Below are 25,291 nucleotides of genomic sequence, written 5' to 3' on the forward strand. Positions count from 1 at the left end.
GCCCGGTTGGGCCCGCCCCGATCTATCAGTACAGGTACACCACGCTCAACGCGTGATGTACTCACCCGGCGGAACATCCTTGGCGGTGCGGCCATCGTCGTGGCAGCCGGCGCAATTGGGCGCGGCGGCGTATTGACGACCGACGTGGCAGTCTTCGCAGTCCATCTCGCGGTGGATTTCGTCGAGTTGCAGTCCGGTCACGGCGTGCTTGAAGTTCGACTGATTCCAGCCGCCGTGGCAGTTGCCGCAGGCATTGTTGAGACGCGCGATGCGTTTGCCGGTCGGATGGCAGGCGTAGCAGTCGAGACTCTGGTGATAGCGGTTGAGCGGCCAGCCGGTCACCGCGTGGGTGAAGCCGGGCTTTTGCTTGGTGTCATGGCACTTGGCGCAGGGATCGCTCTTGTGGCAGTCGTTGCAGAGGGCGTGCATCTCCTCCTGCGTCTTGGCCACTTTGACTGATTGCTGCAGATCGTGGCAACGGCCGCAGTTTTCCTGCTTGTGGCAATCGACACAGCGCAGCCCGAAGAGATCAATGTGCTCCTTGTGGAAGAAGGTGACCACCGGGCCGGGCTGGTAGGGGGTCTGGTAGACCTTGGTGTCTGGTTCGGTCAGCTTCGGGTGGGCCGCGCCCATGATGTCGGATATGTCGCCGACCGCCTCGGCCATGACTTTGCCGGGTTGGGGAGCATGGCAGATCACGCACTGGGTGTCGTGCGACCATTCACGGTGGCAGGCGAGGCATTGGCGATGGTAGGCGCCTTTGAGACTGGGTTGACGCAGATTGGCCTCGGCCTCGGTGCCGTGGCATTCGCCGCAGGGCGGGATCCGTCCCGGCGGGCTGTAGTGATGGCAGGTCTGGCAATCGCCGCCCATCTGCGCCATCCCGGCATGTTTCTTGTGGTCGAAGTGGACCGGCTGGTAGAGGTCGGCGATCTTGCCCAACACGACGCTGTCCGGACCCTCGGCCAGTTCATGCCGCGCGGTGGCGTGGATCGACTGCAGACGCGGGCAGGCGACCAGGCAGGGGTCGTCGGCGGTGGGATTGGCGCAGGTGTGGCATTTGGCGCAGTCGATCTGCAGTTCGGGGTGCGTCGCCGCAGTCGGCTGGGCAAAGACGGGGCCGGCCAGGAAGACGGACAGGACGATTGGAATCGATAAGTTCTTCATGATGTGACCTTTCATCTGCCCGCTCCCACGGCGACGGATCGTTCTTGTGGGGCGGGGGCGGCCGGCGGCTGGAGGGCCGGGTCGGGCTCGCCGGAGATCACCGGGAAGGTCATTACAAACCAGCGGTAGACCAGGATGAGCGCGCTGGCCAGGCCAACCGTGACGCCGATTTCCACCAACGACGGGAAATAGGGCTTGGTCGGGTAGAGCGGCTGGTAGGCGACCAGAAAGACGTTGATGCGGTTGAGCACCACGCCCAGGACCACCATCAGCGCGGCGATGAACAGGCCGTTGATGCTGTTGCGGATCTTCTTTTGCAGCAGCATTACCATCGGCGCGATCACGCCAAAGAGCAGCTCGATAATAAACATGAACGAGCGCCCCGAGCCCTCCAGCAGATATGGCCAGGCGTCGCGCATGGTCAAATCGACGATCTTGATGCTGAGGTAGATTGCCAGCAGGATGGGCGTATACGACGCCAGCGACGAGAGCACGTCCTTTTCCGGTCTCAACTTGAAGGAACGCGCGGCCGAGATCGACTCGACGATCACCATCGGGAAGCCGACCGCGATCGCCGAGAGCAGGAACATCAAAGGCGACATCGGCGACCACCACAACGGGTGCATCTTGTCCTTGGCGATGACCATCAGCGTGCCCAGCGACGACTGGTGCAGGCAGGAAAGGACCACGCCGAGAATGATGAACACGAACAAAACGCGACGGAGCGTGACGTCGGCGATGTGCAGGAGTTTCTCGGTCAGGCCGTTGGCCCAGCGCAACGGCGCGGGCCAGTTCACCCTGCCCTTGAAGCGTTCGACCACGATCGGCAGGAATTCTATGTAGAGCACGGTCAGGTAGATCATCACGCACATGCCGACTTCAAACAGCACCGAGTTGCCCTGCCACATTGACGGAAGGATCGGGTGCCAGACGTTGTAGTAGCGGCCGAGGTCGGCCAGCAGGCCGATGACCACGAAGGTGTAGCCGAGCATCGCGGTCAGGAGCGCCGGGCGCACGACCACATGGTAGCGCTGCTTGTGGAAGATCTCGGCCAACGCCGCGGTGGTGAAGCCGCCGGCGGCCAGCGCGACGCCGGAGGCGACGTCGATGGAAATCCAGATCCCCCACGGGTATTGATCATCGAGGTTGGTGGCGGCGCCGAGGCCGAAGATCAGCCGGTAGGCGTAGAAGGCCAGCCCGATGCCGGTCAGCGCCAGCAGGATCATCGTGCCCCTCGTCAGGAAGGGCGCCTGCATCGGATGTGGGCGCTCATGACGCGTCATGGCCGTCCTCCTTGGTGGGCTCATCCGACGCGCCGCGCTGGGTGCCCATAATCAACGCGAGCAGGGCATAGAGGGTCAGCGGCGGGACGAAGGACTTGAAGATCCCATGCTGAATCTTCTCCGACGTCTCGGGGACCGGTTCGGGTCCGAGCTTCGGCAGTTCGCTGTTGGTGAAGTCGGCGCCGGCGAGGTAGAGCCAGGCGGTGCCGCCGGCTTCCTTCTCGCCGTAAATGTGGTGTGTGTACCGCTCGGGATGCTGGTTGATCCGTCCCTTGGCGATCTCGATCAGATCGCGCCGCTTGCCGAAGGTCAGCGCTTCGTTGGGGCAGATCGCCACGCAGGCGGGGCGTTCGCCCTTCTCCAGCCGGTGCAGGCAGAAGGTGCACTTGCGCACCTCCGGGTGCAGGACATCGTGGTACTCGTAGGCCGGGATCTGGAAGGGGCAGGCGATCATGCAGTAGCGGCAGCCGATGCACTTCCAGGCGTCGTAAGTGACCGGACCGCGCGGGTCCTTCTGCAACGCGCCGACGATGCAGGCGGAGACACAGGCCGGGCGGTTGCAGTGCATGCACTGCACCTTCATGGTCCAGAGGCGGCGCGGGTCCCTGGCGTCGTGGAACTGGTTGAGCACGGTGTAGGCGCGGGCGTGGGGGCGGCGGTGCTCGTTGTAGACCGACTTGTCCTCGTACGATTTCAGGTCGGCGTCGTTGAGCTTGTGCTCCTGGTTGCAGGCCCACTCGCACTTGCGGCAGCCGATGCAGACGACGGTGTCAACCAGGACGCTCCATTGGTCGTCGAAATTGATGGCCGGTTTGTCGGACGAGGCCCGGGCGGTTGACCCGGCCAACGTGGCCGAAGCGGCGCCCGCAGTGATGAGGAAATCGCGCCTTCTCATGGTCTTGGTCGCCTCCGTCACTTCGGGAGAAAAAGTGAAGCATTTCACTTTGTCTCCACATTCAGTCTCCACTGTTATATACGACAAAAGGCGACCGGCATGTGTCAGAATTGCAAGGGCGGCTGTGAAGATTGACAGGGTTGGTCGCCTTCGACAAAGGGCGGCAAGGGCATGGGGGACAGGGGGGTGGAGGCGGGGCGGTCGCGGCGCAGCCCCGTCCAGCGGCTTAAGTTTAATTATGTGATTAACGTCACATAATCGGTGGACAAAAACCCGCTATCGCCAGGGGGCTTTACGGCGCAGGCTTGGGCCAACGAAAGCCACCCCGGAGGCGGTGGCCTCCGGGGTGGGTTAACAGGATATGCCTGCGGTGGTGCCTGCTCGCAACTTCTCCGACGCGACTGCCTCTCACAGGCACGGGTTGCAGAATAGTGCCCATGCATCATCGCCACGAAATGCCACATTAATGAAGAGTACTACATCAAGTATGTCGGTAGAAAGAGAGCAGTTGGCGTCGGTTGATTCGTACGGGCACGCTGCGACTGGGTCCCGGATCGCGAGACGGCCACGGAAAGCCACATCGATGCATTCCACTACATCAAGAATGTCGTTGGCTCCATCACACATGGGATGCGGAGCAGGATCAACGTGGCAGTCACAGGCACACAGCGGCTCATACGCGCGCATTCGTCCCGAGGGAACACCAGAACCGGTGCCGACGAAGAGTTCCTTAGCGCCATCCTTGTTCACGTCTCCGATTGCAAGCACGCTCACTTTCTGGACAGTTTCTGAAGACCAAACCTGAGCGCCAGTGTGGCCGTCAAGCATGATCACGCTGTCGTGACCATCCACGTATCTCACTCCTACGGCGACGTCGAGCGCTCGAGTGCCATTCATGTTTGCCATTGCTGGAGCGTAGAACCCGGACCCATCTGCCGCCTGCAACGAAAACTCCCATTGCAATTCCCACTGAGCGCTAAGAACTGCGATTCGATCGGAAAATGGCTGACCCCCGCGGTATGCAAGCACAATCTCGCCTGTCCCGACTTTGTCTACTGCGCCGAGTACGCTTCCGTAAAATGCCCCCGTTGAATCCATCCGCAACCTGATCTCATGGGTTTCACAATCAAGCTCATGAACCGCGAAGCGCAGCGGAGATACGTAGTCGTTTGTTCCAAACAACACCTCCAACGAAGAATCCGTGTCGAGATTGCCCCAAGAGGCCAGTTCAGCCATCTTGAATCCTGTCGCTGTCGTATCACTGTACTCAATGGCGTGGGTGGCGCCATCCAGAAGGGTAATGCGGCCACCGATCGGCCCATAACTTGGCGTAAGAGGCGGTCCATTGCTGCCTACAAAGATCTCGATGTCGCCGTCCAAATCGAAATCCGCCACGCCCAGCGTTGCGACTTCGCCGAGATTATCGCTTGTCCATTTCAGCGCGAAGGTGAGCGCATCAAAGACGTACACGTACCCGTCCGGGCTTGCACGCACGACTGAGCCAACGATAATCTCGTTTGCGGAATCGCCATCTATGTCTGCGACGGAGATTTGGTTCGGGTATCCGCTGAGAATCTCGATCGAGTCTATGATGTTCTTAGTGACACCGTCATACACCAACACCCGATGGGGCGGTCCTCCGGATTCGATTCCAACCAGGACCTCGTTAACTCCATCGCGCTGGAGGTCAGCGATCGTGATGTCCTGCACGATCCCGATATCCCCCGTGTCCCAGAAGAGGCCAAGATCGGTGGCGGCGGTGGGCGTGGCGAGTAGAGCGACAGTTCCGAGGAGCGATATAGATAATACGCAGCCATTTGTCATAATTCTCCTCCTTGTGATTCGTGACGCTGAGGCAGCGTCGCTTGATTCTAGTGGCAATTGATACAGGATCCCACTCAACCGCCGTGGAATGGCGTTCCGACCACGCTCTACAAGTTTTCAACTAGGAGCCGAGGCGTGATTTTGTAGACCAAAACACTGTGGAACTTGAAGTCAAGGCGCGAGCTGAGTTATGCTAGAATGACGTCGTCCATACAGAGTCAGACCAGTAGCGCACGTTCATGACAAGCGCATCCTGGTACTCCCGCCAGTCGATGGGTGGTAGTGTGCCTTCCGAGACAAGACGATTTCGGATTGACCTGAACAAGTCGCTGCACCGTGCGGAAACGACGGTCAGGCGTTCGTCAAGATAGTAATTAACCAATGCTGTAGAGTCCTTTGAGCCAGCGGAAAGAGATAATTCATCGACGTCAACGCGAACCAGGCCCGCTTCGTTGACAAGTCTTAGCCCGCCGTTATATGGTTCCCGCCTCGCAATGCATACGTCGGTTGGCGGGAAGACGATGTATCTGATCTGATTGCCCTGTTCCACGCTACGAAGATTCCAGACAGAATCTGCAAAAGGAGGCGAGACCCCGTGGCAGGAGTCGAGTGGTAGTATGAAGTAGCAGGCCGCCGGCACACGGTTATTCACTCCGAGCACGTGTAGAACTGAACGAACTGTGTCTACAATCATTGCGTGCGGGCCCCCGGCGTAGCCCGCGTTTATGTACCATCCGACCAAATCACCTTCCGCGCTCCATAGCATGAAATGAGCTCTTGAGGGGTATGACTTGAGAACGACTGTAAGGATCAGACTCCCGGTTTCTCGCTCGATCAACGCCAGTCCTCCGAAATCGTATTGCTGGAGAATCGACGTGTCGCCCGGATACTGACCCATGATGACAGGGACTCGCTTAAACAGCTCGGTACCGTCATGGTCAAAAGCGATCATTTCCCCGGCACGCATTGACGAGGCTTGTTTCCGAGGGGTTAACATGGAGATCACTTCGGGCCTGTCATCACCATCCAAATCGCCAAACACGGTGCTCGAATGTGATTGGTCCATTTCCAAGTTAGCTTGATATGACCATAATTCGTTCGACTTCGCATTCATAACAACAAGTCTATTGCCAACATAGTCCGCGCACGCAGGATTCCGATCAAACCCCACCCACGCCTTCGGATACACCAGGCACAAGAGCAGATACGCCAGCACCGCCAGTGCCGGGACCTGCACTTTGACGTTGCGGCCATACTTGGCGGCAGCGCGGAGGGCGAATTCGGCCGGGCAGACGCGCTCGGGGATCATGATGTTGCCGTCGGTGGCCAGGTCGGCGGCGCGGTCGATGGCGATAATGCGCAGACGGCGGCGGGGATGGCGTAGGTGCAACGCAGTGACCGCGGCCTCGGCGGCGTCGCGGTTGGATTTGGGAACCGCGAGACTGGCAAGCGGCGAATAGAAGACACGCTCGACTTTGCAAGCCAGCGATTCGGCCGAGATCGATGCGGAGCCGCCATCGGGCGCGAGCGCGCCGGTGAGCGCGACAGCGTGGCTGATCAGCATGCGGGCGCGATGCAAATCCTTCGACCAGAGGTCGCCGTAGCCGGTGGCGAAGCAGGCGAAGGCCAGCGACGCGCCGCCATGGAGCTCCCTGCCGGCATCGATGAACACGTAGCCGGCGCGCCATGACACGGGCTTCGGCTTGCCGACCGGACCTTTCCATTCGGTCCTGCGAGTGCCAGATTCGGCGCCGGCCAGCGCGGCGAGGGCGGCATAGGCGCCGGCAATCTGCGGATCATCGGGGCTGCGTAACTGGTGCGCGAAAACCACTTGATGACCGCCGTTGCCGTTGTTGAGTTTCTCCAGTTGTCCTTCGAGGATGCGCAAACGTCCGCGCAACGGCCGTCCGGAATGATCCTGCTCGACCACCACACAGGTGGCACGGTTGGGACTGCCGCCATCGAGACAGGCGCGCCATTCGCTGTCGACACCCTTGAGCCATTCGACCAGCGATGGACTCAGATGGTCGCCATGCCGTTCAAGCAAGCGCTGTGGCCACTCATGCGGTTCGCAAGGGTCATCCGACGCGGATGTGATCGGCTCGACATCCACTCCGGCGCCGATGGCGGTATGGCTCAGCGCTCGCAGCGCCCGCTCAACTTCGCCGACATAGAGCCATTTCTTCGCTGCCAGCTCCCAGAGGGAGGGCGGGGCTATTCCCGAAGTCAGTTCCAGAGGAGGGAGGCGTTCGATGAACTTAGCCAGCGCCTCGAGTTCGTCGGGCAAGAGGTCGTGGAAGTCGGGAGCGCCGGCGGCTTCAAGCAGTGGCGGCAGATCTTCCCGCCAGAAAGTCTCGTAGGCGGGATCGCCGAGGGCGGCACTGCGCTCGCTCCAGAAACGCGCGGCCTGGAGGAGAAGCGTATCCCGGTAGGGGATTGCGGCGGCGCGGGCGCGGTAGTGCTGGTAATCGCGCGTAAAGCCCAGCGGTGAGAGCGCAGAGCCGGATGTCATCGTCGGCCATCAGGTGCGAAGCGTTTGCGTCATGCTAAGTCAGGAACAATCGTATTTCGATCGGCTCATCGGCCGTCACCTGCGTGGTGATGGTATCCTGCGCGGTGGCCGCTTCGCCCAACCGCCAGCGTCCGCCGGCCTGCGAGACGACGACGCGCACCTTGGCGAAGGCGGTCTGGCCGAAGATCGACAGGGGACGGATGCGCAGACTGACCGAATCGCCCTCGTCGACAATGGCCGCGGCCAGACGGTGCCCGCCTTCGGCTTCGAGCACGGTCTCGGCGGCACGCAACCGTGCGGCCAGTTCCAGGGGCGAGAGCGCGAATGTGGCATCGGGCAGACGGATCTGCCAATGCAGTCCGGAGGGATCATCGGGCATGGGCGCGCCGATTTCGGCGATGCCGCGTTCGTCGGTGAAAAAGTCGGTCGGCGGGTCGGCCAGGTGGACGCGGACATTGCGTGTCAGCGACGGATCGGTGCCGGTCAGCTGCAGGAAGTCGCGATGACCCTGCGGGTCATGCATGATGCGCAGGATGACTTCGGGATCCTCCGAGTAGAGCGTGGCGCGATGCTGCCAGCCGGCGCCGGGGGTTTCGCCGCCATCGGCGGCCAGGGCGTAGGTTGAGGGCGTCGGCGCGGCGGCGAATGGGGTCAGATCAATCAGCCGTGTCGAATGAGTGGCAAGGCGATAGACCAATTCGGAGAGAAGCGAGGGGAATGGCGCCGCGGCGGCATCGGTGGATTCGGTTTGGAGCCATTCGCTGACAATCGTCAATTCCTCGGCGCACTCCGGGCATTCGGCCAGATGCTGTCCGATGGCGGGCAGATCGCGGCGTCCCGCCTCATCGAGGCGGGCATAACGGATCAGATCATAGTCGTCAAGATGCGGCAATCCCCGCCTCCCTCTTCAACCTGACGATAGGGGCCAAACGGCGTGATTGTCGGTTGCCGTGCAAGTCAATCCTCCGTGGACAGGCCGTCGGACAGCGACCGGCGGACATGATTCAAGGTGTTGGTGACCAGCGTGTTCCAGAGATAGTGGTATTTCTGACGGTACGTTGCATCGTCCAAGGGGCCCGTCAGTTCTTCCAAATATAACCGCCGCGAGTCGCACTCCTTATGTTCGGCCCAGTCGTTGGCCAGGAGCATGACGGCGCCGACCACCGTCTGGCGTTCGGCGGGGGTCAATCCCGCGGTTTTGGCCAGGCGGTCCAGGTCGCGGGCGATGGTGGCGCTGACCGCCGCCAAGACCGTGTCGCGCACACGCTGCTCGTCCAGGCATGCGTGTGGGGTCTGTGAGTGCGACGGTTCGATATCGGCCTCGTCCGTGCGGGGATCATGCAGTGCCCGCAGGATCGCAAAGAAGCCCAGCGAATTGCGGAAGCGGTCATCGCTGTCAAGTTTGTCGAACAAAACGCGGCAGATGCCGGGGATGTTGCCGGATTGGCTCTGGGCGGCCAGACACCAATGCCGCAGGAGGGCCGGCTCGGCCGAGGGCAGTTCGATGCGGTGCGGGTGCTCCGCCTTGGTCCAACGCCACTCCTCGCGACCACGCACCAGCACGCGAGAAAACTCGCCGCGACCGTGATGCAGCAGGCGTAGCAGCGAGCGGCGTGTGTTGTAGCCGAGCGGATCCTTCTCGTGCACAAGGTGCATGATCCCCTGCCGCAGGTGGCGCCGCAGGACGGTCTCGAAGCGGTCGAGCAGTTCGCTGTCGGTTGCGTCGCGATACGCTGTCAGGGCCTTGGTGAGTTCCAATGGTTCGCCGAGGCGCGCCGGCGAAAAAAGCGGCGTCAGGCAGAAGGCGGATAAGTCCGGGACGGCGTTCTCGATCGGGAAGAGGTCGAGCGGCAGAGCGCGTCCGCGTGCCCGCAACGTGTGAACGAACGAAACGCCGCGACGCACCGCGAACTCATAGACCGCACGCAGACAACGCTCGTCGTGGGGACGCGCGAGGAACTCGCGTAGACGTCGGGCCGGATGCGAAGGGTCGTTCATGCCAGGCGCAGGGGCTCGATTTTAACGATCGCGCATGGCCAATATGCCACAAGCAGGGCTTCGGCGACAGCGCCGCCGCTGATTTTCGGTCGAGTTCGGATTGATCCGCTGAATTGACAACGGCTTAGCCGCGCGGCCCATCGCCGGAAAATATGCGGGATCGGGTTAAGCGGGCCCGCAAAATTCCGACAAAGCAAGTGTGGATCTCCGGGAGAGCGCCGGCCGGAAGCGGGGTCCGGGCTGTCAGGGATGACGGGCATCGGAGCAACTGCCCGCTCTGCCGCAATTTCCGTGCAGGCAGCGTGTACTTGATCCGCACGCGTTCACTTTCCCGGACTTGACCGATGGGCATGCCCGCCACAGGTTCAACATCACCCACACCGACGACACGCGCGCGCGAACCGTGGTTTCTGCGTTCGAAGTCGCGTCTGTACTTGGTCTTGTTGCTGGCGCTGGCGATTCCCGGCGCGGCGTTCTCGGCGCTGGTCGCCTTCGACGTCAAAAGAGAGTTGCGCGAGCAGGCGGAACGGGAAAACGCGCTGGCCGCAACGATGGTCACGCAACTGGTCGAAGAGCAGTTCTACGGGTTGCGTGACTATGTGCGCAGTTACGCCGACCGGATCAGATTCTCCGAGTCGGTGTGCCGGCGCGACACGGTGTTTGCGCGCCGGGTGCTGGATCAGATGCGCGCGGGCAGCAGTCTGATTTCGCGAGTCTTTCTGACCGACACCGGCGGCGTGCTCTGGCTCGACACGCCCGTCGATCCCCAGGTTCACGGCCGTCGGTTTGCGCACCGCGACTGGTATCGCGGGGTGCATCGGTCGCCGCGCGCCTATGTCTCCGAGATGTACCGTCGCGACGCGCTCGGCCAGCCGTACACCATCGCGGTCGCCGCCATGGTCTACGATGACGGCGGAAACGCCTGCGGGATTCTGGTGGCGCAGGTGACGGTGGAGAATCTCGCGGAATGGCTGCTGGACCTGCGACTGTCGCAGCACGGCATCGCGACGCTGATCGACCCGCAGGGGCACTGGATCGACAACGCCGGGCACGGGGTGCATCCGGCGCGGATGATGGATACCACGACATTCCGGCATCTGATTGCCGAGTCGCGTGAGGCGACAGAGGGGCGCGATCCGCTGTCGGGCGCGCCGTCGCTGGTCCACGTGGCGCCGGTGAGCGGTTCGGACTGGACGGTGGTGGCGCGTCGCTCGTTGCGGGATGTCTACGCGCCGGCGCACGCGATGCAGCGGACGATCTTCCTGTACTTTGCGATCGGACTATTGGGCATGGTGGTGATCGGCGGCTCGATGTATCGGACGCTGCGCCGTCATGACGCGGAACGCGACCAGGCGCAGGAGGAGATGCGCCGGGCATATCGCGATGTCGAGGAACGCGTCCGGCAGCGCACCGAAGAGTTGGCGCGGGCCAACCGCGAGCTCTCGCGGCTGGCAGGCATTGTCGAATGCTCCTACGACGCCATCGGCAGCGCGACGCTCGACGGTGTCGTGACCAGTTGGAATCCGGCGGCCGAGCGCATCTATGGCTACCGCCGTGACGAGGTGATCGGGCAGCACTCGTCGATGCTATTGCCGCCCGAGCGCGCCGGAGAGACCGCGGGCATCCTGCGGCGGATTGTGGCCGGGGAGCTGCTGGAGCCGTTTGAATCGGTGCGCCGGCGCAAGGACGGCCAACTGATCGACATGTCGTTGACCTATTCGCCGGTGCGCGACGAGACCGGCGCGATCACCGGTGTGGCGGTGATCGCCCGCGACATCACCCGCCAGAAACGGATGGAGGCGCAGGCGCAGCGTCTCGAGCAGGAGCGCGCCGAGCTGCTGGAGCGGCTGCAGATGACGCTGGAGCGGATGCCGATCGGCTGCATCCTGCACGACACCGAGTTCTGTTTCACCTACTGGAATCCCGCCGCCGAGAGGATCTTCGGCTACCGCCTGGCGGAGGTGATGGGCCGTTCGCCCTTCGGGCTCATCACCACCGAGAGTTCGCAGGACGCCACGGCCGCGGCGCTGCGCCGTCTGGCCGCCGGGGAGGAGCACTGCGACGAGGTTGGCGAGAATCTGACTCGCGACGGCCGTCGCATTATCTGCATCTGGCACAACACCTCGCTGCGATCGCGCGACGGGGCGTTTCTGGGCGTGATCTCAATGTGCCAGGACATCACGGAGCAGAAACGCGATGAAGAACGGCTGCGGCACTACGCCGCGGCGCTGGCGCAGACCAACCGGGAATTGCGCGACTTCGCGTTCGTCGCCTCGCATGATTTGCAGGAACCGCTGCGCAAGATTCTGGCCTTCGGCGAGCGGCTGGAGGCGCACGCGGGGGCGGCGTTGGACGAGGACGCGCGCGACAGTCTGGACCGAATGCAGAACGCGGCGCGCCGGATGCAGACGTTAATCAGCGACTTGCTGGATTTTTCGCGGGTGACGACCCAGGCGCAGCCGTTTGCGCCGGTGGATCTCAACGCGGTGGTGGCCGAGGCGCTCTCGGATTTGGAGGCGCGTGTCCTGCAGACCGGCGGCCGGGTGCAGATCGGGCCGCTGCCAACCATCGAGGCCGACCGTGTCCAGATGCGTCAGTTGTTTCAGAATGTGATCGGCAATGCGCTGAAGTTCCACGACGCCGGCCGCCCGCCGGAAATCACCGTGAGCGCGCGCCGGACCGCACCGCCGGACCCGTCGGCGCAGCCGGCCGACTGGTGCGAAATCACCTTTGCCGACAACGGCATCGGCTTCGACGCGAGATTCGCGGAACGCATCTTCACGCCGTTTATCCGTTTACACGGACGTCAGGAATACGAGGGCACGGGCATGGGGCTGGCCATCTGCCGCAAGATCGTCGAACGCCACGGCGGGACGATCACGGCCTCCGGGCGCCCGGGGTCGGGGGCGACCTTCAGGGTGCTTCTGCCCGCGTGCCAATCCCCCGCGAGACCAGAACTATGGACCACCATCGATCATTCGACAGAGCAGCCGCAACCGGCGGCCCCGTCGAACGCCGCGTCGTAGGCGACGCGCCCAACGGCCGCCGCCCCGTCGCGCCGATCCGTGTGCTCCTGGTCGATGACGACGAGGACGATTTCGTCATCACCCGGCGTCTGCTGCAAGAGGGTGGCAACGGTGGGATCGAACTGGAGTGGGTTGCCGACGTTGACGGGGCGCGTCAGGTGATCGCCGAGCGCCGCCACGATGTCTATCTGCTCGATTACGCGCTGGGCCCGGTGACGGGGGTGCAGCTGATGCGCGAGGCGCTGGCGAACGGCGGGCTGGCGCCGATGATCATCCTCACCGGTCAGGGCGCCGCCGACCACGACATGGAGGCGCTCTCGGCCGGGGCGGCCGAGTATCTCGTCAAAGGGGAGTGCTCCGGGCCGCTTCTGGCCCGCACGATCCGCTACGCGCTGGAGAAGACGCGTTCGCTGGTGGCGTTGCAGCAAAGCGAGGAACGCTACGCGCTGGCGGTCGAGGGCGCCAGCGACGGACTCTGGGATTGGGATTTGGACGCCAAGGTCATCTACCTGTCGCCGCGGTGGAAGCGCATGCTTGGATACGATCCGGACGAGATCGGGCGCAGCGTGCACGAGTGGTTCGGACGGGTGCATCCCGAGGACCGCGCCCGTGTGCAGTCGGAGATGTCGGCGCACCTGTCGGGCGAGACGCCGCAGTTTGAAAGCGAGCACCGTCTGCAGACCCGTCAGGGGGTGTACCGTTGGGTGTACGCCCGCGGGCTGGCGGTCCGTCGCGCCAACGGCGCGCCCTACCGGATCGCCGGATCGCTCACCGACATCCACGCGCGCAAGATCGCCGAGGAGCAGATCATCCGCGGGTCGATGCACGACGCGCTCACGGGGTTGCCCAACCGGGTGCTCTTGAAGGACCGGTTATTGCAACAACTGCGGTATGCCGAGCGCCACGAGGGATACCTGTTTGCGATTCTCTTCGTCGATCTGGACTGTTTCAAGCTGGTCAACGACAGTCTCGGCCACATGCGGGCCGATCAGTTGCTGGTGGCGGCGGGGCAGCGGGTGCAGAACAATCTGCGTCCCGGCGACACGGTGGCGCGGTTCGGCGGCGACGAGTTTGTGATCTTGGTGACCGACATCGCCGATGAAGAGGCGGCGGTGATGGTGGCCGAGCGGATTCAGGCCGACTTCATGCGGCCGTTTTCGATCGACGGCGAGGAAGTGCTGACGACGATGAGCGTCGGGATCGTGGTGCACGGGTCGGGACGCGCCACGCCCGATGAGATTCTGCGCGATGCCGACACCGCGATGTACATGGCCAAACAGCGCGGCGGCGCCGGCTATGTGGTCTTCGGCGCGGAGATGGGCAGCAACGCGTCGGTGCAACTGCAACTGCGCGCCGATCTGCGCCGGGCAGTGGCGGCGCAGTCGCTGGCGTTGCGCTACCAGCCCATACTGCGGCTCTCGGATGGTTACATCGCCGGCTTTGAGGCGCTGTTGCGCTGGGAGCATCCGGAGCGGGGCGCGGTCGATCCGATGGAGTTCATCCCGGCGGCGGAGAGCACCGGGCTGATCGTGCCGTTGGGACGCTGGGCGCTGATGCAGGCCTGCCGCACCGCAGCCGCCTGGCAGACAGACGGCGCGGCGGCGGTCCCCATCAGCGTCAACCTCTCGGCCCGGCAATTGCAGCGCAGCGATTTCCTCTCGTCGCTGGAGGCGGTCCTGCGTGAAACCGGATTGCCGGCGTCGGCGCTGGTGTTGGAGTTGACCGAGACCGCGTTGTTTGCGCATTCCGAACCGGTGGTGCGGGCGCTGGAGGGCATCCGCGCGCTGGGAATTTCACTGCACATCGACGACTTCGGCACCGGGTACTCATCGCTCAATTACCTGGCGAGGCTGCCGGTCACCGCGCTGAAGGTCGACCGCAGTTTTGTGCAGGGGCTGGGTCGTGACGAAGGAAGTCGGAAGATCATTCGCGGCGTGGTGACGCTGGCGCACAGTCTTGGCATCGAGGTGATCGCCGAAGGCATCGAGTCCGCGGCGCAACTGCGGCTTTTGCGCGACGAAATGGGCTGCGATTTCGGGCAGGGGTATCTGTATGCGCGCGCGCTGGAAAGCGATGAGGCGTTCTCCTGTCTGGTCCGTCAACCGTGGCAGCGCATCGCGCAAACGGCGTCCTGACCGCCACTACGACGTAACGCGTTACCACTCCTCGCAATACGATTGCGGATTTCCCCTCGATTCCGTGGTTTCTACCGCCGGATGAGATGTATAATTTATTAGATGAAGCCGGCGAGGGTCGCCTTGCCGCAGAGTTGATCAGTGACGGAAGCGCCGGCATGACACAGAGGAGGACGGTTATGGAGTTCACACGAGGCATGACCACAGTCGCGATCGTGGCAATCGTTGCTCTGTTGATCGGTTGCGGCCAGAGCCAGAAACAGTCGCAGGGCGGGATGACCGACTCGACGCAGGTGGCCGCGACGGAACCGGCGCAGACGCCGCCGACAACCGAGCCGGCCGGACAGCCGGCGACGCAACCGGCCACATCGCAGCCGTCGACCGGCAAGCCGGCCGCGACCAAACCGTCCACTTCGGGCCGCGGCACGACGTCCCAGCCCGCCAAGCCGGCGGTCCAGGAGCCGGCGCAGCCCAAGATGGTGACCATCCCATCCGGGACCGTACTGACCGTGGCACTGGAGACGCGTCTTCGGACTGACTCGAACGCGGTCGGGGACCGTTTCCGGGCACGCACCACCGATGCGATTCGCATAGATGAAATGACGGTACTGCCGGCCGGTTCCGAAGTGCGCGGCCGCCTGACGCATGTCGAAGAGCCGCATCGCACCGCCGGGAAGGCGCAGATGACGCTGGCTTTTGAGGAAATCATTGACCCCAGCGGACAGGCGCACAGCATCAGCGCTCCGCCGATTGCGCTGGAAGGCGAAGGGGACAAAATCAGCGACGAGGAGAAGGTTGCCGGCGGCGCGGTGGTCGGCGGCATCATCGGCGCGCTGACCAGCAAGAACAAAGGCAAGGGCGCGTTGACCGGCGCCGCGGCCGGCGCGGCCGCCGGCGGCGCGATCGCCCTGGCAACCAAGGGCCGGCAGCTGGATCTCCCGCCGGGGCAGCAGTTCTCCGTCGAGCTGAGCGCGCCGGTGACGATTCCAGTCTCGCAACTGACCGCGGGCAAATAACCGGTTACAGCCAGACCAAATCGCAACGGGCGCCAGACGTGTTGGCGCCCGTTGTGTCTTTCTGTCTGTCCGTTGATCCTACCAGAGTCCGGGAACGAGACGGTATCGCACCGCCGCGGCGTAGGCCTCATACCCGTCAAGATTGCGCCGCAGAAATTGATCCTCGAGAATGGCCCGACGCAGGATGACGAGGGCATACCCCATCGCGGGAATCATCGCCAGCCATGATCCCAACACCAGCGCGCTGGCGGGGACCGAGAGCACCATGCCGAGGTATCCGGGATGGCGGACGAAACGGTAGGGGCCAAGCGTCACCAGGTGGTGACCCCGGTCCTCCTGCAAGCGGACCACCGGCGAGAAAAAGCGGTTAACGACCACTGCCCAGATGGTCAGGCCGCCGAAGATGGCAAAGACGAGTAGTCCGGCAAATTGGAGCGATTGAGGCACGGGGGCGGACCAGTGGAAGCGGCCAACCTCAAGCGGCGCAATAATCCAATGAGCGGCAAAGAGTAGCGTGGAGAAATGCCACGTGAAGTGATCGACACCGCCGGGGCCGGGCCGGTTGCGCTCGCCCGCCAGTCCCGGGTCCATCCGCAGAGCGATCCACAGGCCTTTGCCAACGCAGATAACGAAATAGCTCCAATACATCGGCAGGTCCAGCCGCCCGGCCAAACCAAACAGCAGCAGACCGAACAGGCAGGAGGCCGCAAACCATTGCGCCAATCGAACCGACTTATTGTGTGCGATGATCACCGAACCACCACCTGTCGAATTCAAGTCGAACTGCGGGAGGACCTTACGGGCGAAGTACACAACGCCGTCATCGATTCATACGATTCGCAGTTGGCGGCCTGTTTGGATTAAAACGGTCCCCTTGCCCGGACTTGGGAAGCATTCCAAAGGTAGCCGGAGATTTTTTGTGGGATTTTGGGTGATAGCGCTTGTCGGAATTGCCTCTGGGCGTTAATTTTATCGCGAGGCAGACGGCGGAGGTGAGTTCGCCTGTGTTCTGTTTGTCTTCGTCTCACAAGATGTCTGACCGACGTACCGGTTGATCTCACAAGGAAAGAAACCTGCAGCGTGGCATTGTCTGCGGAGTGACTGCGCAAGGATGCGCGCTCCGGACGGGTCGCAAAACCGTGTGAGTCCATTCTATTTACTTCGTATGCGAGGACGTTGTTGCACATGATGGATTGAGAGAGGTTTCCGCACATGCGCTCCCCACACCGCGGTCGCCGTCGCGGACAGACGCAGCGCGTCTGTCCCAGAGGTGGTTTCCTGCAACACTGCCTTCCGGTGATCTTCGCCTTGCTGGCGTTATCACCGCGCGCGCCGCTGGCCGCCACCGGCAGCGCCAGCATCACCACGGATCAGTCGGAGTATCTCCTCGGCGACACCGTGATCTTCACGGGGGCCGGCTACGGCTCCGGCGAGATTGTGCTGATGGAAGTCCAGCGATTGGACGGCACGGTGTATGAGTCCTGGACGGTGACGGCGTCGCCGACCGGAACGTTCACCACCGAGTGGCCTTCGACGGTCAATCTGTACGAGGGGGTGGTGCTCGAGGCGGCCGCGGAAGCGGATCCGTCGGGGCTGGTGGCGACGACGACGTTTGTCCTGGCGCCGCCGGCGGTCTCGCTGGAGCAGATGCGCAACGGCGCCGCCGGCTCGCCGGCCAGTCCGATCAATTGGGTGAACGGCAACGCGGGTGCGTCGAATTCGCATTTGACGGAGAAATGGTCGCAGGCCTACCGTGCGGTCTTCACCGACCTGACCGCGGGCGACACGATCGAATTCGTGGTCGGCTATGACATCACCCACAGCGGCAAGCACGCCATCGATTACCTGACCTATTACGATCGGATCAACGATCCGACGCACACGTCGCTGTACGGGCACGCGCAGGAGACGATCGACCCGCTGCTGGGTGTCGGGGCGCTGCCGGGTCCGGTGTATGCGCCGATCCCGCCGCCGCCGCTGTCGTCCTGCACGCTGGTGGTGCCCAATCCGCCAGGCCCGTTGCAGTCGCAGCCCTGCACGAGCTTCGACAATCTCGATAACGACCCGACGCAGGTGCGGATGACGCTCTACGGCGGCTCGTTCACGGTTTCGACGCCGGTCAGCTATGACGCGGGCGGCGACCCAACGCAGGCGCAGTCGGAGGCGCGGGTGCGGGTCAAATTCGTGGCCGGCGGCTCGACGGCGGTGCTGTTGTGGGGCGGACATCTGGCCTCCAACACCGACTGGGGCGCGGGGAATTCCGCCGGCGGCATCAGCGGCTCGCCCTATCACAACCGCGCCATCGAGCTGCGCATCAACGGCGACTTGAAGAATGTCGGCAATCAGGATCGGTCGCTGTCGGCCGAGGCGGTCGCGCCCTGCGACGTAACGATCACCTGCCCGCCGAACAAGACCATTGCATGCACTGAATCCACCGATCCATCCAACACCGGCACGCCCAGCTACACGGCAAGCAACTCCTGCGGCACGGTGACGTTGACCTACCATGACGCCGTCTCCGGCGTCTGTCCGGTAACGATCCAGCGCACCTGGGTGGCGATGGGGTCGGGCGGCGGCGATAGTTGCGTCCAGACCATCACCGTCGTGGACACGGTCAAGCCGACGCTGGCCGGGTGTCCGTCGAATGTCACGGTGTCCTGCGGCGCGATTCCGCCGCCGGCCACGGTGACGGCCACCGACAACTGCGACCTGTCGGTCGCGGTGGTCTATTCGCAGACCTCGTCGCTGTCCGGTTGCGGCGGGTACACGGGCACGATCACCCGCAAGTGGGTGGCCACCGACGATTGCGGCAACAAGGACTCGTGCGTGCAGACGATCACGGTTGCCGACACGCAGGCGCCGAGTTGCAACATCGGGGCCGGACCGTTCACCTTCACGCAGTGCGCGCCGGCGGCGGTGGCGATTCCGGTGTCGGCGACCGACAACTGCGACGCCGCGGTCACCTGCGCGGTGGTCGCGGGGCCGGGCACGGTCAGCGGCGGCAACTGGACCTACACCCCGTCGGGCGACGAGAGCTTCAGCGTCACCATCCGCTGCACCGATGATTGCGGCAATTACTGCGAGCAGTCGTTCAACGTCACCTTTGCGATCAACGATCCGCCGGTGTGCGCCACGGTGTCCGACACCGCCTACTTCCAGTGCGCGCCGGCGCAGGTGTGCCGTCCGGTTTCGGCCACCGATCCGAACGGCAATCTGAGCGGGTGCGCGGTGGTGGCCGGTCCGGGCACGGTCTCCGGCGGCAACTGGTGCTACACGCCATCCGGGGACGAGACGGTCAATGTGACCATCCGTTGCACCGACGCCTGCGGCGCCTACTGCGAGGAATCGTTCAGCGTCACGTTTGTGATCAACGACGCGCCGGTGTGCTCGCCGATCGCGGACACCAGCTACTTCCAATGCGTGCCGACGCAGGTCTGCCGTCCGTATGGCTCGACTGATCCGAACGGTAATCTGACCGGCTGTGCGATCGTGAGCGGGCCGGGGACGTTGTCGGGCGGGAACTGGTGTTACACGCCGTCGGGCGACGAGACGGTCAATGTCACCATCCGTTGCACCGATGCCTGCGGCGCGTTCTGTGAAGAATCGTTCAGCGTGACCTTCCAGATCAACGATCCGCCGGTGGTGAATCTCGGCAATGACATCTCTTTGCCGCAGACCTTCCCGCAGAATCCGGTCTGTTTCAACTACACGGTCAGCGATCCGAACGGTCTGACCGGGATCACCGAGACGCTGGTCGGCGCGCCGGGCGGCACGAGCTTCGACACCAGTTTGAATCAGATTTGCTTCACGCCACCGGGGACGGGGACCTACGAGTTTATCGTCTCCGCCACCGATCCGTGCGGCGCCTCCGACGTTGACACGCTGTATGTGCTGATTTCCGCCACACAGCCGCCGGTCTGCAACCTGCCCGGCGACACCAGCGTCCTGCAGTGCGCGCCGACCCAGATTTGTCTGCCGGTGTCGGCGACGGGCATCCATGGTCCGGTGACTTGCGCGGTCACCTCCGGCCCGGGGACGGTCGCGGGCGGGCAGTGGTGTTACACGCCGGTTGGCGACGGCGCGGTGACGGTGACAATCACCTGCACCGACACGCTGGGAGTGACCTGCAGCGGCTCCTTCACGGTGACGGTGGACATCAACGACGCGCCGGTGTGCTCGCCGATTGCGGATACGAGCTACTTCCAGTGCGCTCCGACGCAGGTCTGCCGTCCGTATGGTTCGACCGATCCGAACGGCAACCTCACCGGCTGTGCGATTGTCAGCGGTCCGGGGACGTTGTCGGGTGGCAACTGGTGCTACACGCCGTCGGGCGACGAGACGGTCAATGTCACGATCCGTTGCACCGATGCCTGCGGCGCGTTCTGTGAGGAATCGTTCAGCGTCACGTTTGTGATCAACGACGCGCCGGTGTGTTCGCCGATTGCGGACACCAGCTACTTCCAGTGCGCTCCGACCCAGGTCTGCCGTCCGTATGGTTCGACCGATCCGAACGGCAACCTGACCGGCTGTGCGATTGTGAGCGGTCCGGGGACGTTGTCGGGCGGCAACTGGTGTTACACGCCGACGGGCGACGAGACGGTCAATGTCACGATCCGATGCACCGATGCCTGCGGCGCGTTCTGCGAGGAATCGTTCAGCGTCACCTTCATGATCGGTATGCCGCCGCAGATTGTGTGCGCGCCGAATGCAAATTACACCTGCGCCACGCAGGTGCCGCCGTGCAGCCCGTCGGATGTGACGGTGACGGGCGGGGCGGGCACGGTGACGGTGGTCTGCCAGTCGAGCAACAACGGCGGCACCGGTTGCCCGGGCAATCCGCTGATTTACACGTACACTTACACCGCCACGGATTCCTGCGGCGCCCAGGCGCAGTGCGTGCGGACTTTGACGGTCATCGACAACGTGGCGCCGACGCTGTCTGGCTGTCCGACCAACGTGACGATTGCCTGCAACGCGCCGCTGCCGCCGCCGGCCACGGTCACCGCGGTCGACAATTGCGATCCGAGCGTCGCGGTCACGTTGTCGGAGACGTCAAACCTGACCGGATGCGGTGGGAACACCGGCACGGTCACGCGGGTGTGGACGGCGACCGACGATTGCGGCAACAGCGCGTCGTGCACGCAGGTGATCACGATCCAGGACACCCAGGCGCCGACCTGCAACATTCCGAGCGACTCGGTGATCCGTCTGCAATGCGCGCCGGCCAAGATCACGGTGCCGGTGTCCGCGACCGACAACTGCGATCCGGCGGTCATCTGCGACGTCGTGGCCGGGCCGGGGACGGTCATCTACGGCAATTGGGAATACACGCCGGTCAGCGAGGGCACGTTCGGGGTGACAATCCGCTGCACCGATGATTGCGGAAACTCCTGCGAGGGTTCGTTTGTGGTTTCGGTGCAGTTCAATGATCCGCCGACGATCGCGCTGGGTCCGGACCAATCGGTCTTTCAGTGCGCGCCGGCGCCGATCTGCGTAAACTACACCGTCTCCGATCCCAATACGACGGCGGGCCTCACCGAGACGCTGTTGTCCGGCCCTCCCGGCGCGGTCTTGAACGCGGGGGCCGATCAGGTTTGCTTCACGCCGTCCGGGGCGGGCGCCTACACGATCATCGTCCGCGCCTCGGACCACTGCGCGGCGACCGATGTGGACACGGTCGTCGTGAATGTCTCGCTCAACGCGCCGCCAACAATCTCCTTTGGTCCCGACCTGACACGCTTCCTCTGCGCGCCGGCGCCGTTGTGCATCGGTTACAGCGCCTCCGATCCGAATGGCAACGCCCTGACCGAGGTCCTGCTGTCCGGACCGGCGGGGGCCACCCTGAATGCCGCGTCCGATCAGGTCTGCTTCACGCCGGCGGCGTCGGGGAATTACACGTTCATCGTGCGGGTGCAGGACACCTGCGGGGCGAGCGATGTGGACACGGTCGGTGTGATCGTGACGCTCAACCTGCCGCCGATTGCGGTGGGCCCGAACGACACGTCGCTGTTCCAGTGCGCCCCCGCGCCGCTCTGCCTGCCGGTCGGCGGGGTCGATCCGGAGGGACGGCCGCTGGTGATCAGCAAGATCAACGGTCCGGGCACGATCGCCGCCGGGCAGTGGTGCTACACCCCCTCGGGTGACGAGACGGTGAATGTCACCTTCCGTGTCACCGATTCGTGCGGCCTTTTCGACGACGAGAGTTTCGCCGTCACCTTCAACCTGAATTCGCCGCCGGTCTGCCGGGCGCCCAACGACACGACCATTGTCATGGCCTGCTCGCTGCGCACGGTGGCGCTGCCGGTGAGCGCGAGCGATCCGGATGGCGGCCCGGTCACCTGCCAGGTGATCAGCGGTTCGGGGACGATCGTGGACGGGATCTGGTCCGTGACGCCCAGCGGGCCGGGGAACTACTGCGCGGTGGTGCGTTGCACCGACCCGTGCGGCGCGGTCTGCGAGGAAACCTTCTGTGTGAGCGTTTTGGTCAACAACGACGACTGCAACTGCCTCTTCAAGGTCAGCGTCAACGAGGGGGCCTCGATCAACGCGCTCAACGGCCAGCTGGTGACCGTGCCGGTCAAGTTCGACCTGACCGGGGTGCCGGTCGGCGGCTTCGATCTGCTGCTCTGCTATGACGCGAGCGTCATCTCGTTGGTTGATGTCGAGAAGGGGTTTGCGATCGCCGATTGGGAGTATTTCACCTACCGCATCGGCGTCGCCGGAAACTGCACGGGCAGCAATTGCCCGTCCGGGATGGTCCGTCTGGTCGGCATCGCCGACATGAACAACGGCGCGCCGGTTGACCCGAGCGCCTTCCTGCCTGTCGGCGCGGTGGCGGACCTGTCGTTTGTGGTCACCTCCGACCGTAACTTCATCCATCAGTGCATTCCGATCCGGTTCTGCTGGTATGACTGCGCCGACAACACCATTTCCAGCAAGTCGGGCGACACCACGTTCCTGGAGATCAGCTTCGTCTACGACACCTGCCAGTCGAATCCGAAGGGCGATCCGGTGCCGGCGATCTGTTTCGAGAACGGCCGTATCTGCATCCAGGAGCCGCCCGACGACCGCGGCGACATCAACCTCAACGGCATTGCCAACGAGGTGGGTGACGCGGTGTTGTTCACCAACTACTTCCTCTTCGGCGGCACGGTCTGGGATCCGGTCTGGAGTCAGGTGCAGATTCTGGCGACCGATGTGAACGACGATGGCATCGTGCTGACGGTGGCGGACCTCATCTATCTCATCCGCATCATCACCGGCGACGAGCAGCCCTTCCCGCCGGGCGGCCATCCGAAGATGGCGCCGTATGCGCACACGGGCACGGCCACGCTTCGCCGCGAGGACGGTTCTGTCACAGTGACGACGAACGCGCCGGTGGACATCGGCGGTCTGCTGTTGGTCTTCCGCGCCGACGGCATCGGCACCGGCGAACCGGAGCTGCTGACGGCGTCGGCCGGATTGAACGTGCGCGCGCATCGCGACGGCAGCGAACTGCGTCTCCTTGTCCACCCGTCCTGGTCGGGCGGGAGGACGGTGATTCCGTCGGGTCGGCATGATGTGCTGGCCATCCCCACCTCCGGATCGGGACAACTCGAACTGGTCGAGGTCCAGATGTCGGATGCGCAGGGCGCGCTGTTGTCCGCGAGCGCGACACAGGCGTTTGTGCCCGGTGACTACGCTCTGATGCAGAACTATCCGAACCCGTTCAACGCCGGCACGGTGATCTCCTTCAACCTGAAGGATGCGTCCGACTGGACCGTGACCGTCTATAACGTGATGGGTCAGACGATCCGCAGTTTCAGCGGGACGGCCGATGCCAGCACGGTCAATGTCGAATGGAACGGGCAGGATGCCAACGGGACGACGGTGGCCAGCGGCATTTACTTCTACCGCGTGTCCACGCCGGCCTGGAGCGCCACGAAGAAGATGACGTTGATCCGGTAGCATGAATTTTGAATGCAGTGCTTCTGAGGGCCCGCGGCGTGGTGCGCCGCGGGCCTCTTCTTTGCGGGAAACGGGCGCGTTCCCACGCGATCCATGTATTTGATCAAATCCTGAAATGGTCGGCGGGGCTCAGCGCAGATCGTCACGGAACTGATCGAATTTTGTACGGTATCATTTCCGAGGATTCCTCCGGGGGGAGTGGTATCCGAGTCAAGCCGCTGTCTTGCATGACCCGCTGCCCGTCGCCTGCTTCCCGGCACGTGTGTTCCCGGACCGAATCACTCATGTTAAAATTCTGATCGATCCCAAGGGCGCCGTCGACTTTGGACGCGGACAAAGGGAGGCAATGAAGCTTTTCCTCTCAATTCTTCGGCTGTCATGGCCGATCCTGAAAGATCAGAGGCGGCAGCATCAACGATAGAATTTGTGCAGATTGAACCGGGACCCCGGTCACGCTTCTGGTCTTCAGTCGCCGCTGACACGGGGATCACAACAAGGCAGAAGGCACGCTGGGCAGACGATGAACACGGCGAGCAGCGAAGCGGCCATCGAACTCACCGCGGCGACGGCAACGACTCCGATCGAGGCAGGGGCGTCGGCCGTTGCGAATCCCGGCGCGTGGCGGCGACGAATCAAAATCGCGGCCTACCTGGGGGCGTTTGCCGTCCTGCTGGCGCTGTTCATCGACGGCTATTCCTACTACTCGACGCCGCTGGCTGAGCGGCCGCATCACCCCGATTATCGGATCCTGAGACCGGCGGGGAGCCGTGGGCTGCTCTACGGCATGTCGGGCGCGGCGCTGATGGTCCTGATGCTGGGCTACACGCTGCGCAAGCGGTTCCGGGCGCTGTCGCGCTGGGGCGCTCTGCCAATCTGGCTGGACTTCCACATCTTCTGCGGGGTCGTTGGTCCGCTGCTGGTGGTCCTGCACACCTCCTTCAAAATTCAGGGGCTGGTGGCGGTCGCGTTCTGGGCGATGGTGTGCGTGGCCGTCAGCGGCGTGCTGGGGCGTTATCTCTATTTGCAGATTCCCCGCAACCTGCGCGGCGACCAATTGTCTCTGGAGGAGATCCGGAAACTGAAGGACGAACTGCGCGCCGAGTTGCGCGGGCAGTTTGGTTTGTCGGATGCGGCGATCGCGCATCTCGAAGGCGGTGTCGGACACCGCACTGCCGTCGGCGGCTGGCGTTCGCTGTTCTGGTTTGTGCTCGATGATCTGACCTCGCGCGTGCGCCGCGGGACGCCGTCACCGGCCTTGGCCGGGGCCGGACGCAGCCATGCGCAGATTCACCGTCTCAACGACCTCATCGGGCGGATGACCCGTCTGGACCGCCGCATCGCGGTGTGGGGGCAGATGCAGCGGCTCTTCCATTACTGGCATGTGTTCCACAAGCCGTTCGCCATCGTCATGTATGTGGTGATGGGCATTCACATTGTCGTGGCGGTCTGGACCGGCTACGGCTGGATGTTCTGAACGCACTCATGCGT

At 63.6% G+C, this 25,291-nt stretch carries 13 protein-coding genes; 5 read left to right on the top strand and 8 right to left on the bottom strand.

Features of this window, described 5'->3' with window-relative positions:
• Positions 1-45: 45 nt before the first annotated feature.
• The 7 genes from VNN55_10875 to VNN55_10905 all read right to left on the bottom strand — a co-directional run bounded on the left by VNN55_10875 (position 46) and on the right by VNN55_10905 (position 9,679).
• Positions 46-1,182, bottom strand: coding sequence for a cytochrome c3 family protein (locus VNN55_10875; protein HWO58058.1), 1,137 nt, complete (start codon positions 1,180-1,182; stop codon positions 46-48).
• Positions 1,179-2,450 carry a Ni/Fe-hydrogenase cytochrome b subunit gene (gene hybB, locus VNN55_10880; GenBank protein ID HWO58059.1) on the bottom strand — a complete coding sequence of 424 codons (1,272 nt, stop codon included), beginning with the start codon at positions 2,448-2,450 and terminating at the stop codon, positions 1,179-1,181. Before hybB ends, VNN55_10875 begins: the two co-directional genes overlap by 4 nt.
• Positions 2,437-3,345, bottom strand: a complete 909-nt coding sequence (locus tag VNN55_10885; GenBank protein HWO58060.1) for a 4Fe-4S dicluster domain-containing protein — start codon at positions 3,343-3,345, stop codon at positions 2,437-2,439. The genes hybB and VNN55_10885 overlap by 14 nt, the downstream gene beginning before the upstream one ends.
• 408 nt (positions 3,346-3,753) lie before the next feature.
• Positions 3,754-5,169 carry a hypothetical protein gene (locus tag VNN55_10890; GenBank protein HWO58061.1) on the bottom strand — a complete coding sequence of 472 codons (1,416 nt, stop codon included), beginning with the start codon at positions 5,167-5,169 and terminating at the stop codon, positions 3,754-3,756.
• Positions 5,170-5,362: 193 nt separating this feature from the next.
• Positions 5,363-7,681 carry a hypothetical protein gene (locus tag VNN55_10895; protein HWO58062.1) on the bottom strand — a complete coding sequence of 773 codons (2,319 nt, stop codon included), beginning with the start codon at positions 7,679-7,681 and terminating at the stop codon, positions 5,363-5,365.
• Between the two features lie 34 nt (positions 7,682-7,715).
• Entirely contained in the window at positions 7,716-8,573 is an 858-nt protein-coding gene (locus tag VNN55_10900) for a hypothetical protein (GenBank protein HWO58063.1), read from the bottom strand.
• Positions 8,574-8,638: 65 nt separating this feature from the next.
• Entirely contained in the window at positions 8,639-9,679 is a 1,041-nt protein-coding gene (locus tag VNN55_10905; GenBank protein ID HWO58064.1) for a hypothetical protein, read from the bottom strand.
• 350 nt (positions 9,680-10,029) lie between these two features.
• Here VNN55_10905 and VNN55_10910 point away from each other — a divergent pair, with 350 nt between their 5' ends.
• From VNN55_10910 to VNN55_10920, 3 genes are all read left to right on the top strand, one after another.
• Positions 10,030-12,705, top strand: a complete 2,676-nt coding sequence (locus VNN55_10910) for a PAS domain S-box protein (protein HWO58065.1) — start codon at positions 10,030-10,032, stop codon at positions 12,703-12,705.
• The gene (locus VNN55_10915) at positions 12,639-14,840 is read left to right on the top strand and encodes an EAL domain-containing protein (protein HWO58066.1); all 2,202 of its coding nucleotides are present in this window, start codon (positions 12,639-12,641) and stop codon (positions 14,838-14,840) included. The genes VNN55_10910 and VNN55_10915 overlap by 67 nt, the downstream gene beginning before the upstream one ends.
• A 179-nt stretch (positions 14,841-15,019) precedes the next feature.
• On the top strand, positions 15,020-15,856 hold the full coding sequence (locus VNN55_10920) for a hypothetical protein (protein ID HWO58067.1): 837 nt from the start codon (positions 15,020-15,022) through the stop codon (positions 15,854-15,856).
• 78 nt (positions 15,857-15,934) lie between these two features.
• On the opposite strand, the gene VNN55_10925 is transcribed toward VNN55_10920, so the two are convergent.
• Entirely contained in the window at positions 15,935-16,669 is a 735-nt protein-coding gene (locus VNN55_10925; protein HWO58068.1) for an isoprenylcysteine carboxylmethyltransferase family protein, read from the bottom strand.
• A gap of 399 nt (positions 16,670-17,068) precedes the next feature.
• Between VNN55_10925 and VNN55_10930 the strand changes: the two genes are divergently transcribed.
• The gene (locus tag VNN55_10930; protein HWO58069.1) at positions 17,069-23,803 is read left to right on the top strand and encodes a T9SS type A sorting domain-containing protein; all 6,735 of its coding nucleotides are present in this window, start codon (positions 17,069-17,071) and stop codon (positions 23,801-23,803) included.
• A 520-nt stretch (positions 23,804-24,323) separates the two neighbouring features.
• Positions 24,324-25,277, top strand: coding sequence for a hypothetical protein (locus VNN55_10935; GenBank protein ID HWO58070.1), 954 nt, complete (start codon positions 24,324-24,326; stop codon positions 25,275-25,277).
• Positions 25,278-25,291: the final 14 nt, after the last annotated feature.

This window comes from bacterium (assembly GCA_035559435.1).
Classification (GTDB): Bacteria; Zixibacteria; MSB-5A5; order WJJR01; family WJJR01; genus JACQFV01.